The sequence below is a fragment of the Mesorhizobium sp. P2_E9 genome, assembly GCF_056403815.1.
Genome location: NZ_JBFUET010000002.1, coordinates 208,005 through 221,849, shown reverse-complemented (window position 1 = coordinate 221,849; position 13,845 = coordinate 208,005). Strand labels below are relative to the sequence as shown.

Below are 13,845 nucleotides of genomic sequence, written 5' to 3'. Positions count from 1 at the left end.
AGCCGGCTTTCAAGCATGACCAAGGTTTATGTTTCCTCGGTCATTCCCGCGCCGGCAGCGGAAGTGTGGAAGCTCGTCCGCAACTTCAACGCACTGCCCAGTTGGGCGCCGTTCGTCGCCGAGAGCCGGATCGAGCAGAACGCGCAAGCCGACCAGATCGGCTGCATCCGAAGTTTCACGCTCAAGGACGGCGGGCGCATCCGCGAAAGGCTGCTGGCGCTGTCCGATTACGATCTGTCCTGCAGCTACGCCATCCTCGAAAGCCCGATGGCGGTCGAGAACTATGTCGCCACCCTGTCGCTGACGCCGATCACCGATGGCAATGTCACCTTGGCCGAATGGCAGGCGGAGTTCGACTGCGCGCCGGATCGCGAGGCCGCCCTGATGCATCAGATCGGTCACGATGTGTTCCAGACTGCCCTGACCGCGCTGAAACACCGGTTCGGGCGCTGACGCCGGCCGATGGTCAGGGTCTGCCAGAGCACGATCATCGAGGCACCGATCGACGAGGTCTGGGCGATCCTGCGCGACTTCAACGGCTATGACTGCTGGCATCCGGCGATCGCCTTCAGCGAGATCGAGGGCGGCGAGCCGGTGGATGCCGTCGGCGCGGTGCGCCACTTCAGGCTGAACGATGGCGGCGAGTTGCGCGAGCAATTGCTGGCGCTGTCGGACAAGGACCGGCGGCTGAGCTATTGCCTGCTCGAAGCGCCGCTGCCGCTAATGGGCTATGTCGCCTCGCTGCGGCTGAAGCCGGTGACCGACGGCAACGCCACTTTCTGGGAATGGCGCTCCGAGTTCCAGCCGCCGGCGCATCGCCGCGACGAACTGGTCAGACTGGTCACCGAAGGCATCTATCAGGCCGGCTTCGCGGCGGTGCGCAATCTGCTGCGGCGCAGAAGTGTTGGCGCACCTGTCGAGACGAGACCGCCCCAGGCGATTGCCGCACCGGCCCCGTCAGCGAGCATGCCGCGTCCCGCGTCGACGATCGCTATAGGCCAGACGGCAACGACCCGTGCGATCGTTGTCGAGCGCTATGGCGGCCCGGAGGAGTTGCGGCTCAGGGAAATCGGGCTGCCGCCACCCGCACCGAACGAGGTGCGGATTCGCCACACGGTGATCGGCGTCAATTTCATCGATGTCTATTGCCGCACCGGGCTTTTCGACCTCCTGCAGCCGCCTGGCGTGCCGGGTATGGAGGCGGCCGGCATCATCGAGGCCGTGGGGCCAGCGGTGTCGGGCTTTTCGGTCGGTGACCGCGTTGCCTATGCCTGTCCGCCGGTCGGCGCCTACAGTGAGCGGCGCAACATGGCGCCCGAACTGCTGGTTCATCTCTCGGACGACATCGCCGATGAGATCGCCGCTGCCGGCCTGCTCAAGGGCGTCAGCGCGAGTTTCCTGCTGCATGATGTCCACGCCGTGAAGCCGGGCGACGTCGTCCTCATCCATGCGGCGGCCGGCGGCATCGGCCAGTTGCTGGTGCAGTGGGCGCGTCATCTCGGCGCGACGGTGATCGCCACCGTGTCCAGCGACGACAAGGCGCGGGTCGTCGAGCGTCTCGGTGCGCACCATGTCATCGTCTATTCCCGCGAGAATTTCGCTGAGGCCGTCATGCGGCTGACAGCGGGCAGGGGCGCCGATGTCGCCTATGACGCGGTCGGCAACGACACGTTCGGCGGCTCGCTGGCGGCCCTTGCCGTGCGCGGCCATCTTGTCAGTTTCGGCCAGGCTTCCGGGCCGGTCGGCAACTGGGATATCGGTCGCTTTGCCTCGAAGTCGCTGACCATCTCGCGGCCGAACTATGCCCATTATACCGATACGCCGGAAAAACTCGTGCCGCACGTCACCAGGTTTTTTCAGGCGCTTCGCCAGGGCGTCGTCAGGGTCGAGACGCCGACGCGTTACACCCTCGCCAATGCCGCCGATGCGCACCGCGATCTGGAATCCCGCCGCACCACGGGAGCCCTGGTCTTGTTGCCGAAGCCGTAGTCGAGGCTCAAAGCTCGAGTTCCGTTTTAAAGCGTCAATAAATAATTTGACGCGCGCAACTCTTTTGCGTTGTACTGGAAACGCTGAAATTTGACTGAACAAATTCGGTCAAGCAATGCTGCCTCTCGGCAACGGCCGCAAAGACTGATTCTGGCTGGAAGGCTGGTAGCGAGGGCAAAGGGGCCTGGAATATCGATGACGGAGAAGACCCACCGCACGATGGATGATTTCGCCAGGGCGTCCGGCGTGTCGCGGCCGACCCTGTCGAAGTATTTCGACGATCCGGCCAGCGTGAAGCCGGCGACGCGGGCGCGCATCGAGGCGGCACTGCGGTCCTCGGACTATCAGCCGAACGTTTTCGCGCGCAATCTCAACCGCAAGCGCACCCGCAATGTCGGCATCGTCGTGCCGACGATTACCGATCCGTTCTATGCCGAGATGGTCAGCCGCATCGAACTGCGCTGCCGCGACGAGGGGTTCTGGCCGATCGTCATCTCTTCGCATGGTTCGCCGAAGCTGGAGGCGGAATCGGTCAGGACGCTGATGTCGCTGAAGGTCGCCGGCGCCATCGTCGCGCCGCTGGGATTGGTCTCCGAGCCCGGAGTCTTCGAGCGGATGAGCGAGGACATCCCGATCGTCTATTTCGACACCTACATCGAAGGCGACACGCCTTTCGTCGGCAACGACAACCACCAGAGCACGTCGACCATCGTCGACTACCTCTGCCGGTCTGGCGAACCGCCGGTCTATGTCGACATTCCGCACGTCAACCACAATTCGGGCGAACGCCTGCAGAGCTATATCGAGACGATGCGAGCCGCCGGCCTGGAACCTGTCGTCCTCGAGGCGGCTGGCGGCTACAACTGGGATTTTGAGCGCATCGGCCATGAGTGGATGGAGCGGACACTCGAGAAAGGCGGCCTGCCGGCGCGCACGCTGCTATGTGCCAATGACCGTCTCGCCTTCGGCGTCATGGCGGCGGCTTTTTCGCGCGGGCTGAAGATCGGCCGCCGGGCCGATTGCGACTTCCGTGTCGCCGCCCATGACGATCATCCGCTGAGCCGCTACACCTGCCCGGCGCTGACCACCATGGCGCAGGATTTCGCCGCCATGGCCGGCCGTAGCGTCGAGATGTTGCTGGCCTTGCTGGATGAGGCTGATCCGCCGGGCCAGGGTCTGGCGCGCAACGTCAAGCTCGGCGCGACACTGGTGATGCGTCAGTCGGCCTGAGCGGGCGTCTGCTGTTTGAGCCAGGCCGCCGCTTCGCTCACCGCTTGCCGCGCAGCAGGGATGTGGCGGCCCGTCGAGACGAAGCCGTGGATTTGACCCGGCCAGTGCCGCAGGACCAACGGCACGCCTTCGGTCCGCAGGCGCTCGGCATAGGCCGTGCCTTCGTCGGCAAGGATGTCATGGCCGGCGATCACGACAAATGCAGGTGCAGCACCTGCAAGGCTTGATGCCAGCAGCGGCGAAACGCGCCAGTCCGCGATGTCGTCTGATGTTCGCACATAATGGTCGCGGAACCAGGCCATGGTGGCGGCGGTGAGCCCGAAGCCGTCACCGAAACGCCGATAGCTGTCCGCAATCTGGCGGGCATCGGTGTTGGGATAGATCAGGACCTGGGCGGCAAGCGGCGGCGCCAGCCCGTCACGGGCAAGCAACGCCAGGACCGCGGCAAGGTTGCCGCCGGCGCTGTCGCCGGCAACGGCGATGCCGGCCGGGTCGATGCCCAACTCGTCGGCGTTTTCCGCCATGAAGCGCAGCGCTGCCGCGCAATCCTTTAGCCCTGCCGGAAATTTGTACTCCGGCGCCAGCCGATAATCGACGCAGACGACGACGGCGTTGCCCAGATTGGCCAGCCAGCGGCAGATCTCGTCATGCGAGGAGAGGTCGCCGATGACCCAGCCGCCGCCATGCAGATAGAGCACGGCGCGTGCTCCGGTCCGCGGCGCTCCGATACCGCGATGGATGCGGATCGTGACCGGGCCGTTTGGCCCGTCGATCTCTTGCTGCGAGGTCTCCGCGACCGGCTCGTGCTCGCCCTGCTGCGTCGGGAACCAAGCGTTATGTGCTGCCCGCGCCGCCGCCACGCTGCCGCGCTCGAATGGCTCGCCGCCGCCGGCACGGCCGACTTCGAGGACACGAAAAGCATCAGGGTCGAGCGTCATCACCATCTCCGCTAAAAGCAATTCCAGGAAAAATGTACAGCGGTTTTCCCGGGAAAAACGCATAGCGTTTTCCCTTGGGAATTGCATGAAAACAAGCTCTAGGCGAGCAGGCTGCTTGCTTCGTCCTCGGTCAGCAGCGCCGGCTGAACGACATCGCCGGTAATGGAAACCGAGCCTCTGGTTTCGCCGGAACGCAGGATCGCTTCCATGATTTCGAGCACATGCAGCGCCAGAGTGCCTGACGCGCGGGGCGCCGCGCCTGTCTTCAGCGAGCGCACCAGATCGGCGACGCCGAGCATGCGGTAGTTGGCGCGGTCGGGCGCGGCATAGGGCCAGTTGCGGGCGCCATAGAGTTCGCCTTCACTGGCGAAATCCTTCCACTCCGCGCCGCATTCGGACAGTGACACCGTGCCGCCGAACGTGTCGGGATCAGGCAGGCGCAGCGAGCCTTCCGTGCCATGCAGTTCGATCGGATGGTTGGAATGCTTGAAGACGTCCCACGAAGCGCCGAAGGTGACGGTGGCGCCGGAGCGGAATTCGAGCAGCGACAGCACGTTGGTCGGCGTGCCGACCTTGAAACTGGTGTTCTTGAATGGTCCCTCGGCAGTGATCAGCCGTTCCTCCTGGCCCTTGGTCGCCATTGCCATGATACGGGCGACAGGACCGAGCAGATTGACCAGCATGGTCAGATAATAGGGGCCCATGTCGAACACCGGGCCGCCGCCCGGCTGGTAGTAGAATTGCGGGTTCGGGTGCCAGTGCTCCATGCCGCGCCCCATCATGAAGGCGGTGCCGGTGACTGGACGGCCGATAGCACCCTCATCCATCAGCCGGCGCGCCCGCCGTCCGGCAGCGCCGAGGAAGGTATCAGGCGCCGAGCCGAGCAGCACGCCGCGCTTGGCCGCCTCCGCCACCAGGCGGCGGCCGTCACTGGCCGACGTCGCCAGCGGCTTTTCGGTGAAGACGTGTTTTCCCGCCGAAAGTGCTGAAAACGAAATGTCGAAATGCGCCGCGGGAATGGTCAGGTTGAGCACGAGATCGATCTCGGGATCGGCGAGCAGCGCATCGACGCCGAGGGCCCGGATGCCATATTCCTTCGCCCGCAACGCCGCCATGTCGGCCGAGATATCGGCGCAGGCGCGCAGCTCTATGCCACCGAAGAGCGCGGCATTGCGCAGGTAGGTCATCGAGATGTTGCCGCATCCGATGACGCCGATTCCGAGCTTGTCCTTTGATTTTGCCTGCATTTCTGGCCGTACCTCCCAACTTGCTCATGCTCTGCCGGATCCGCCGCGCCGGCAACGGATCATTCTGGGAAAGCGCTATACAACATTTTAAATATTGACGCGCGTAAAATTATTATAGAACATGCGAAAATGATGGCGCGACATCGGGAGGCTGCCAGCCTTAGAGCCGGATGATTTCAGGTCGTTTCGATCTGAAATCTGAATCCGCCTCTAAATCAAATAGTTAGAGCATGATGTCGTCCGAAAACCGCTTCGCACTTTTCGGCACCATGCTCTGGGAGGAGAAAATGACAGACCTGAAAAAACGGCCGGGCGCCGACGCGAATCCCGTGGGTGATGCGCGCATTGGATATTTCCGTCGCGGCCAGGGACCGCGACGGGGTCAGGCATAGATCACCTTGGCCCCGGTCCTATCAAGCCGGCTGCGTATCGGGTCGGACAGGCCATCGTCGGTGATCACAACATCGACGCTCGACAGCGAAAATGCCTTGGAGGTCCCGCTGACGCCCCATTTGCTCGAATCCGCAAGGAGGACAACGCGCCGGGCCATGCGCACGAGGTTTCGCTTCGTTCGCGCCATGTCTTCGTTCACGTCGACCACATCCAGTGACGAGTCAATCGCATGCGCTCCAACAAAGACCTGATGCGCTACCAAGCCGCCGAGAGCCGTGTCGGCGTCGGTGATCAGCGTGCTCACCGTGTCTGGATAGACCCGGCCACCGATCATGTGAACGTCGAGTCCTGGCCGATGCATCAGATGCTGCACGATATTCATCGCCGTGGCCGCGACCACGACATTGCTGAGCGGCGGTAACAGCATGGCAACCTGCATCAATGTCGAGCCGCCGTCGAAGATGACCGATTGGTTGTCCTCGAACAGGTCGACCGCTGCCCGGGCGATGCGTTTCTTTGCATCGAGGTTCGTTTGCATCCGCCGGGCGAACGCGGCCGTGGTCGAATCCGTGGTCCGGGTCACCGCCCCTCCACGGGTTTTGGTCAGCAGTCCCTTGCGGTCCAGTATCTCGAGGTCGGAGCGCACCGTGACTTCCGACACGCCAAAATCGTCTGACAGGTCCTTGATGCGAACCTGTCCGCTGCGTTGCACTTCACCCAGGATCGATTGGCGTCTCTGCTCTGACAACATTGCCTTGTCCTTGCCTCCATGCGCCAAGCGATCGCCCTGGCCCCGGTTCACCCTACCAAAAATACGCGAATTCGAAAGCTTTCGAAAGATTGCATTTATCCTTTCTTTCGCAAACACTGGGTCCAGGGTTTTTAAATCAATCGAATGGAGAGTTTTGGACTCATGAGCCTCGGAACCAAGGTGCGCCTGGCGCGCCTCTTCTCACATCCATCGGGGAATCTTTTTGGCGGCGCGGTCGACCACTTTGTCGGCTATGGCGACGTGCGCAAAGGAGGTCTTGCCGATCTGCCGGGCGCGCTTGCACGCGTCATGGTGGGCAAACCCGACTACGTTAGCATCCAGCCTGGCACCGCGCGCCATTTGTGGCCGCAATATGCGGGCAAGGCTGCCCTGGTGATCCAGGCCGGCTGCTTCACCCCAGACGATCGCATCAGTGAACTGATCGCAACGCCCGAGGATGCGGTGCGCGCTGGCGCCGATGCGTTGGCCGTGGCCATTCCGGTGCGCGGCGCGACCGAGGGCAAGTACATACGCTGGCTGACCGATTCGGTGAATGCGGCGGCCCGTTACGGCATGCCGGTGGTGGCGCATATCTATCCTCGCGATTTCACCGATGGGGCAAAAATCGTCTTCACCCCCGACGAGATCGCTTATGCGGCACGCATCGGCTACGAGTCCGGCGTCGACGTGATCAAGATCGGCTACACGGGCGATTTCGAGTCGTTCAGGGAGACCGTACGGACCTGCCCGGTGCCGGTTGTGATCGCCGGTGGTCCGAAGACCGACACGCTGCTCGGCGCCCTTCAGCAGACGGCGGACGCCATCCGTGCCGGCGCGCGCGGTGCCGTGGTGGGCCGCAATCTCTGGGGGCATGGCGATCCGGAAAAGGCAGCGATTGCCTTTCGCGGCGTCATCCATGACGGCCTTTCGGCGCAAGACGCGTTGGCGAAGGCGGGTGCCTGAACGATGCCCACCGTCCCTTCAATCCTCGGCTTCGGAGCTATTGCGATCGACGACATCGTCTATGTCGATCAGCCGTTGTCGGCGGGCAAGGGGAAGGTTCTGCAAAGTGCCCGAGCCTTCGGGGGAAATGTCGCGACGGCACTTGCCGCCGTCGCGCGGCTCGGCGGAAGCGCCGGGTTCGTCGGATGGCTGGGCAGTGCCGCTGACGACGCCGTGTTGTGCGATCTCGTTGCGAGCGGTGTTGAAACCGCATTCGCGCCGCGCCACGCCGGCGCGCGCCCGGTGCGCTCGCGGATCACGGTCGGCTCGGATGGGGAGCGGTTCATCGCGTATGACGACGAAGCGATGCTGGGCACCGCGCCGGACTTTCCGGACGAGGTCCTCGGCCGCGCGACCATCCTGATCGTCGATAGCTATGCGATCAGGTCGCTGGATGTTGTGGCTCGGGCTCGCGATCTCGGCCTTGCGATCCTCGGCGATATCGAATGGAGCAGCGGCCCGGCCACGGAGCGGCTGATCGCGCTCTGCGACCATCTCATTCTGCCACTCGGCTTTGCGCGGACCGCCACGGGGTGCCGATCGCCCGCCGAGATGCTCGATGCATTGTGGTTGCCGTCGCGGTCCGCCGTGGTTCTGACGGATGGCGGCAGGGGTGTGTACTATCGCGGACGCGATGCGACAGGGCTCTGGCACCTGCCGCCGCACCGGGTAGCCGTCGTCGACTCGACCGGCGCCGGTGACTGCTTTCATGGCGCCTATGCCCATGCATTGACGCGCGGCGCCGACACCGCAGGCCGGGTGGCATTCGCTGCCGCGGCGGCGGCCTTTTCGATAACGGGGCGTGGCGGGCGCGAGGCGCTTCCGACCGCCGACCAGGTCACGGAACTCCTGGCGTCGACGAACGCGCCGTCGGCAGTCGAACTCAGATATGCGCAACTCGATACCGGAACATAGCCTGAAACTATCCGAGGAAACATTTTCACAGGCGAAAGGGCCAAGAAGGATAATAAAAATCAGCGGCTTAGACTTGTGGAGGGAGGAATATGGCAGAAGTCGTTCTTGAGAATATCTGCAAGACCTACGGGAACAATTTTCACGCAATCGACCAGTTGAACCTGTCGGTCGAGGACGGCGAGTTTTTGATTCTCGTCGGGCCGTCCGGCTGTGGCAAATCCACCGCGTTGCGGATGATCGCGGGATTGGAGGACATCACCAGCGGCAGCCTTCGGATCGGCGGTACCGACGTCGTCGACATGCCGCCCAAGGACCGCGACATCGCGATGGTCTTCCAGAGCTACGCCCTCTACCCGCATATGACGGTGTTCGAAAACATCGCCTTTTCGATGCGGCTGGCAGGCAAGCCCAAGGCCGAACGCAAGAAGCGGGTCGACGAGATCGCCAAGACCCTCCAACTGACGTCTTTGCTGGACAGCAAACCCGCCAACCTTTCCGGCGGACAGCGTCAAAGGGTTGCCATGGGCCGCGCCATGGTGCGCGAGCCGGCCGCCTTTCTCATGGACGAACCCCTTTCCAATCTGGACGCGAAACTGCGCGTGCAAATGCGCGCCGAAATCACCCGCCTGCAAAAGCAGCTCGGCGTGACGACCATATATGTGACCCACGACCAGACCGAAGCGATGACGATGGGGGACAGGGTCGCCGTGCTGAAGGGCGGCGTGCTGCAGCAGGTCGACACACCCAAGAGGCTCTACGAATCGCCGGTGAACGCCTTCGTTGCCGGCTTTATCGGCTCTCCCTCGATGAACCTTTTCGAGGCGACGATGACGGGCGGCGAACTGATATCAGGTGCCTTTGCCATTCGGCTGCAGGATGCAGCTTTCGTGCGCAGGCCGGGTTTGAAGTCTTATGCGGGGCGCAAAATCGTGTTCGGGATACGACCGGAGGATCTCTATGACAGCAGCCTCGAATCCGGCCGCAAGTATCAGACGATACCGGCAAAGGTGACCTCGATCGAAGAACTCGGGTCGGAACATATCGTCCATCTCAACATCGGCGCGATCCGGGTGGACTCCGGCGACCCCGACGCGGTGCAGGATTTCGGCCTGACGTCGAATGCGGTGGCGAGATTCGAACCGGACAGCGCAGTCCGCTCCGGTTCGGAAATCCGGTTGGCCCTGGATGATACCAAGCTCCATTTCTTCGATCCCGAGACGCATCTGGCGATCTGAAGAATTGTGGCAGAGCCCGCAGGCGAGAGCGAGGCGCCTGCGAAAGTACGCGTAAGAAGACTTCTGAATGAAGCAGACGATCGGCCGCATTGTGCGGTCGATCCTAGAGAAGGAGGAGAAAAAAATGACGTTTCGGATAAAGCCCGCGATGCTGAAAATAGCCGCGGCAGCCTGGTTGCTTGGCGCAACCGCCGCCATGGCGGACACGACGCTGGAATTCACCCAATGGTGGGAGCCTGAGCTGCCCGCAGGCTCCTTGCGGAAAATCATGGACGATTTCGAGGCCGCGAATCCCGGCATCAAGGTGACGCTGGTCAGCGGTCCCTATGCGACCACGCGAGACCAGATCTCGGTTGGCGCTGCAACCGGAACGCTCAGCGACGTCGTCGGTCTCGACGGCGCCTGGGTGAACAATCTGAACGCGCAGGGTGCGCTGGCCGACATGAACCCGATGATGGAGGCGAGCAAGTTCGACAAAGCCCAAGTCGCGGATATCATCAAGGTGGACGGCAAGGCGGTGATGTTTCCCGTGGCTTCCTTCGTCTATCCTGTCTTCGTCAATCTGGACCTCGCCGCCCAGGCAGGCGTGACCAAGCTGCCGTCGACCCGTGCGGAGTTTCTCGAAGCCGCCAAGAAGATGACGCACGCCGACAAGAACCAGTATGGCTGGGTGCTGCCCCTGTCGCTGCAAACGCCATCCGGTGTCCAGAACGACATGATGTCGTGGGTTTGGGCTTCGGGTCAGTCGATGATGGCGGACGGCAAGCCCGCTCTCGAAGGCAAGCCCGTGGTGGACATGCTCACCTTCGTCAAATCGCTCAATGACGCCGGCACCATCTCGCCCGGCATCGCCACCAAGACCGAACAGGAAAAGGTCGAGGAATTCGTCAACGACCGGGTCGGGATGATGATCGACTCGCTCGCGCATGTGAACCTCATCCGCAAGCGCAATCCCAAGCTGAACTTCGACCTCATCCCGGTCCCGGTCGTCGAGGGCTATACAGGCAAGCGCGGCCTTCCCTATGCCTCCTGGGGCATCGGCATCTCTGCTGCCTCGAAACATCAGGAAGAGGCCTGGAAACTCGTCCAATATTTGATGAGTGAAAAGGTGAACGCCAAGCTCGTATCGCTTGCAAACGCCTTCCCGGGCAACGTCAACGCCAAGCCCGATTTCGTGACCTCGGACAAGGCTTTCGGCAAAGCTTTTGAAATCTTCAAGACCGGCTATCTCGCCAATGAGTTCACGGGCCTGCCGGTGGCTGAAGACCTGATGACCCAGTTCGACGTGCAAGCCCAGAAGATGCTCGCCGGCGAGCAGTCTCCGGAACAAGCCGCCGCCGCCGCTCAGAAGGGCTGGATGGCGAAATTCTGATCGGCCTGTTCTCGTTTCTTCGACCGGGTGGCCTGACTTCGGGCAGGCCACCCGGCAACAACGGATCGGCAATTTGAGATGGACCTGTTTTTGAAGCTCACCTTCTCTTGAAGGCGTATCCCAAGGTTGGCACATGACCCGGCAAAAGCGCTCCCACCACAAGCTGAAACGAGCGGTCGCACCCTACCTCTATCTGTCGCCCTCGCTGCTCATAATCGGGCTTCTGATGCTGCTGCCGATGGTGACGGTGATTGCCTACTCGTTCCAGAACAGCGCGGTGCTGCGTCGCGACCCATCCTTTGCCGGACTGAAACACTACCAGGCGATCTTCGACGATCCCGTGTTCTGGGCATCGCTGTGGCACACGCTCTACTTCACATGCATGAGTGTCATTTTCCACATGACCATCGGCATGGCCTTCGCGCTCATGCTGAATAGCGACCGCATCAATCCGACGCTGCGCAATATTCTGCGCGTGCTCTACATCCTGCCCTGGCTGTTCACCGCGGTGATTATCGCCGTGATCTGGCGCCTGCTGCTCGAGCCGAACGGTGTCGTCAACAGCATTCTCATGCAATTGGGCATCATCGGCTCCAAGGTTGAATGGTTTTCCTCGCCTGCGACCGCGCTGCACGCTGTCACCTTCGCCAATATCTGGGCGGGCTATCCGCTCTTCATGGTCAGCCTGCTCGCGGGTTTGCAGGGCATTCCCAAGGATTTCTACGAGGCCGCCGATATCGACGGGGCGAAGGCCTACCAGAAGCTTATCTTCATCACCATCCCGCAGCTGATGCCGATCATCATCAGCATCTCGCTGCTCGACTTCATCTGGACCATGCAGGTCTTCCCGTTGATCTGGATAACGACGGGCGGTGGCCCGATCTACTCGACCGAGGTCCTCAGCACCTACACCTACAAGCTGGCGTTTTCGAGCTACAACCTGTCGCAGGCTTCGGCGAGCGCCGTGGTCATCTTGTTGATCTCTCTCGGCCTGACGCTGTTCTACATTCGCTATCAAAAGGCTCGGTAGTCACCATGAGGAAAAGGCATACGCCGAAAGACAGGCTGATCACCGTCGCGCTCCATGTAGCGCTTGCAGCTGGACTGTTCTTCGCGGCATTCCCGATCTACTGGATGCTGAGCAGTTCGTTCAAATCGAACACCGAAATCTTTGCCCTGCCACCAACCATCCTGCCAAAGGCCTTCACGCTGGAAGCGTACGCAGCCATCCTTGGCGACCCGGTAAAGCTGCGCTTCTTCTTCAACAGCTATTTCGTGGCGGGATCGGTTACCGTGCTGACGGTGCTGATCGCCTTGCTGGCGGCCTACGGGTTCAGCCGCTTCAACTTCCGCGGCAAGGGCAGCCTCAACACACTCATCATCAGCACACAGACGATTCCGCCGATCACACTTTTGATCCCCTTCTTCGGGCTTGTCGTCTCATACGGTATCTTCGATACCTACGTCGCGCTGATCCTGACTTACCTGGTGTTTACACTGCCGTACGCGATCCTGCTGATGACGGGATATCTGAACACCTTGCCCCGCGATCTCGATGAAGCCGTGGCTGTCGATGGCGGCACCAGTTGGACAGCGCTTTGGCGGGTGGTCGTCCCGATTTCACTGCCTGGTATCGTGGCGACGTCGGTCTACACCTTCCTGTTGTGCTGGAACGAATTTCTCTTTGCGCTGACGCTGACGAAGTCAACGTCCATGCGCACCGTCCCGATCGGCATCCAGCTGTTGATGGGGCAGCACGCCTTCGAATGGAACCAGATGATGGCGATGAGCGTGCTCGGCTCGCTACCGCTCTTGATCATCTACCTCGTTGCCCAGAGGTACTTCCTCGCCGGCATGACCGCCGGCTCGGTCAAGTAGCATGTCCATCCCAGGGCGACGCAGAGTGGCATCAAGCAATAAGCGGTATCAAGGATTGAAAGGATGAACGTGAAAGACCTCAAAGTCGGCTGCCAGACCTTCACCTGGGAAATGCTGGGAGACCGCTTTACCGGCGGCCCCGACGATCTGTTGAAGGCCATCGCCGATGGCGGCTATTCCGGCATCGAGATCACCGACACCATGATCGGCCGCTACGCCGACCGGCCGTCGGAATTCGCCGCCGCGCTGAAGTCGTCCGGCCTGACGCTCGTTTCCTTCGCGTTCGGCTCGGACAGCGGTTTTACGCTCAAGGAGGAGATCGGCGCCGACCTTGAGGCGGCGAAGCGCTGGATCGATTTCGCTTCCGCCTTTCCCGGCGCGCTTGTCTCGATGGGGTCGGCAACCGTGGTGTCCGACGGGCCGCGCGACGACAAGTTCGCCATCGCCGCCGAGGTCTACAACAAGGCCGGTGAGCTCGGCCGCAAGGCCGGTGTCCAGGTGGCGGTGCATCCGAGCTCGCACCACAACACGCTGCTGTTCGACCGCGCCGACTATGACAGGATCTTTGCCTTGCTCGACCCCGGTCTGGTCGGCTGGGTGCCGGATACCGGCCACATCTTGCGCGGCCACAAGGACATGGCCGACACGCTGCGCACCTATCGCGACCGCATCCGCTACATCCATTTGAAGGACGTCGATGCCAACGGCACCTGGGCGATGCTCGGCCAAGGCGTCTGCGACACACCAGCGGTCATCGAGATCGCAAACACCGCACCGCACTTCAACGGCTGGCTGGTGCTGGAAGAGGAATCCGACACGGCCGCCGCCGATCCCGCCGGCGCGGTCAAGACCAACCGCCAGACAATGCGCAACTACGGCGCCTGAAGAACGAGAC

Annotated in this window: 13 protein-coding genes; 10 read left to right on the top strand and 3 right to left on the bottom strand. The window is 62.1% G+C overall.

Annotated elements, in window-relative coordinates; translation table 11 throughout:
• Nucleotides 1-15: 15 nt before the first annotated feature.
• The 3 genes from AC1D05_RS04265 (at nucleotide 16) to AC1D05_RS04255 (ending at nucleotide 3,219) form a co-directional block, all read left to right on the top strand.
• Nucleotides 16-453, top strand: coding sequence for an SRPBCC family protein (locus AC1D05_RS04265; protein ID WP_477438508.1), 438 nt, complete (start codon nucleotides 16-18; stop codon nucleotides 451-453).
• Between the two features lie 9 nt (nucleotides 454-462).
• The gene (locus AC1D05_RS04260) at nucleotides 463-1,989 is read left to right on the top strand and encodes a zinc-binding dehydrogenase (protein WP_477438506.1); all 1,527 of its coding nucleotides are present in this window, start codon (nucleotides 463-465) and stop codon (nucleotides 1,987-1,989) included.
• 195 nt (nucleotides 1,990-2,184) lie between these two features.
• Nucleotides 2,185-3,219: a LacI family DNA-binding transcriptional regulator gene (locus tag AC1D05_RS04255; RefSeq protein ID WP_477438504.1), complete on the top strand. Its 1,035-nt coding sequence runs from the start codon at nucleotides 2,185-2,187 to the stop codon at nucleotides 3,217-3,219.
• On the opposite strand, the gene AC1D05_RS04250 is transcribed toward AC1D05_RS04255, so the two are convergent.
• The 3 genes from AC1D05_RS04250 to AC1D05_RS04240 all read right to left on the bottom strand — a co-directional run bounded on the left by AC1D05_RS04250 (nucleotide 3,207) and on the right by AC1D05_RS04240 (nucleotide 6,548).
• Nucleotides 3,207-4,157 carry an alpha/beta hydrolase gene (locus tag AC1D05_RS04250; protein ID WP_477438502.1) on the bottom strand — a complete coding sequence of 317 codons (951 nt, stop codon included), beginning with the start codon at nucleotides 4,155-4,157 and terminating at the stop codon, nucleotides 3,207-3,209. The genes AC1D05_RS04255 and AC1D05_RS04250 overlap by 13 nt on opposite strands.
• Nucleotides 4,158-4,255: 98 nt before the next feature.
• Nucleotides 4,256-5,404 (bottom strand): Gfo/Idh/MocA family protein, encoded by a 1,149-nt coding sequence (locus tag AC1D05_RS04245; RefSeq protein ID WP_477438500.1) that lies wholly within the window; start codon nucleotides 5,402-5,404, stop codon nucleotides 4,256-4,258.
• A gap of 382 nt (nucleotides 5,405-5,786) precedes the next feature.
• Entirely contained in the window at nucleotides 5,787-6,548 is a 762-nt protein-coding gene (locus tag AC1D05_RS04240) for a DeoR/GlpR family DNA-binding transcription regulator (protein ID WP_477438498.1), read from the bottom strand.
• A 162-nt stretch (nucleotides 6,549-6,710) separates the two neighbouring features.
• Between AC1D05_RS04240 and AC1D05_RS04235 the strand changes: the two genes are divergently transcribed.
• From AC1D05_RS04235 to AC1D05_RS04205, 7 genes are all read left to right on the top strand, one after another.
• Nucleotides 6,711-7,511 carry an aldolase gene (locus AC1D05_RS04235; protein WP_464611723.1) on the top strand — a complete coding sequence of 267 codons (801 nt, stop codon included), beginning with the start codon at nucleotides 6,711-6,713 and terminating at the stop codon, nucleotides 7,509-7,511.
• A 3-nt stretch (nucleotides 7,512-7,514) separates the two neighbouring features.
• Complete coding sequence (locus tag AC1D05_RS04230; RefSeq protein ID WP_477438496.1) at nucleotides 7,515-8,465, top strand: PfkB family carbohydrate kinase; 951 nt, start codon at nucleotides 7,515-7,517, stop codon at nucleotides 8,463-8,465.
• A gap of 89 nt (nucleotides 8,466-8,554) precedes the next feature.
• Nucleotides 8,555-9,700 (top strand): ABC transporter ATP-binding protein, encoded by a 1,146-nt coding sequence (locus AC1D05_RS04225; RefSeq protein WP_477438494.1) that lies wholly within the window; start codon nucleotides 8,555-8,557, stop codon nucleotides 9,698-9,700.
• A gap of 124 nt (nucleotides 9,701-9,824) precedes the next feature.
• Nucleotides 9,825-11,072, top strand: a complete 1,248-nt coding sequence (locus AC1D05_RS04220) for an ABC transporter substrate-binding protein (RefSeq protein ID WP_477438492.1) — start codon at nucleotides 9,825-9,827, stop codon at nucleotides 11,070-11,072.
• A 133-nt stretch (nucleotides 11,073-11,205) separates the two neighbouring features.
• Nucleotides 11,206-12,102, top strand: coding sequence for a carbohydrate ABC transporter permease (locus AC1D05_RS04215; protein WP_477438490.1), 897 nt, complete (start codon nucleotides 11,206-11,208; stop codon nucleotides 12,100-12,102).
• Between the two features lie 5 nt (nucleotides 12,103-12,107).
• Nucleotides 12,108-12,950: a carbohydrate ABC transporter permease gene (locus AC1D05_RS04210; RefSeq protein ID WP_477438488.1), complete on the top strand. Its 843-nt coding sequence runs from the start codon at nucleotides 12,108-12,110 to the stop codon at nucleotides 12,948-12,950.
• A gap of 63 nt (nucleotides 12,951-13,013) precedes the next feature.
• Nucleotides 13,014-13,835, top strand: coding sequence for a sugar phosphate isomerase/epimerase family protein (locus AC1D05_RS04205; RefSeq protein ID WP_477438486.1), 822 nt, complete (start codon nucleotides 13,014-13,016; stop codon nucleotides 13,833-13,835).
• Nucleotides 13,836-13,845 lie beyond the last annotated feature (10 nt).

Bases quoted from the DNA above. Each gene is read 5' to 3' on its own strand.
- AC1D05_RS04265 (WP_477438508.1), top strand. From the start codon at position 16: ATGACCAAGGTTTATGTTTCCTCGGTCATTCCCGCGCCGGCAGCGGAA.
- AC1D05_RS04260 (WP_477438506.1), top strand. From the start codon at position 463: ATGGTCAGGGTCTGCCAGAGCACGATCATCGAGGCACCGATCGACGAG.
- AC1D05_RS04255 (WP_477438504.1), top strand. From the start codon at position 2,185: ATGACGGAGAAGACCCACCGCACGATGGATGATTTCGCCAGGGCGTCC.
- AC1D05_RS04250 (WP_477438502.1), bottom strand. From the start codon at position 4,157: ATGACGCTCGACCCTGATGCTTTTCGTGTCCTCGAAGTCGGCCGTGCC.
- AC1D05_RS04245 (WP_477438500.1), bottom strand. From the start codon at position 5,404: ATGCAGGCAAAATCAAAGGACAAGCTCGGAATCGGCGTCATCGGATGC.
- AC1D05_RS04240 (WP_477438498.1), bottom strand. From the start codon at position 6,548: ATGTTGTCAGAGCAGAGACGCCAATCGATCCTGGGTGAAGTGCAACGC.
- AC1D05_RS04235 (WP_464611723.1), top strand. From the start codon at position 6,711: ATGAGCCTCGGAACCAAGGTGCGCCTGGCGCGCCTCTTCTCACATCCA.
- AC1D05_RS04230 (WP_477438496.1), top strand. From the start codon at position 7,515: ATGCCCACCGTCCCTTCAATCCTCGGCTTCGGAGCTATTGCGATCGAC.
- AC1D05_RS04225 (WP_477438494.1), top strand. From the start codon at position 8,555: ATGGCAGAAGTCGTTCTTGAGAATATCTGCAAGACCTACGGGAACAAT.
- AC1D05_RS04220 (WP_477438492.1), top strand. From the start codon at position 9,825: ATGACGTTTCGGATAAAGCCCGCGATGCTGAAAATAGCCGCGGCAGCC.
- AC1D05_RS04215 (WP_477438490.1), top strand. From the start codon at position 11,206: ATGACCCGGCAAAAGCGCTCCCACCACAAGCTGAAACGAGCGGTCGCA.
- AC1D05_RS04210 (WP_477438488.1), top strand. From the start codon at position 12,108: ATGAGGAAAAGGCATACGCCGAAAGACAGGCTGATCACCGTCGCGCTC.
- AC1D05_RS04205 (WP_477438486.1), top strand. From the start codon at position 13,014: ATGAACGTGAAAGACCTCAAAGTCGGCTGCCAGACCTTCACCTGGGAA.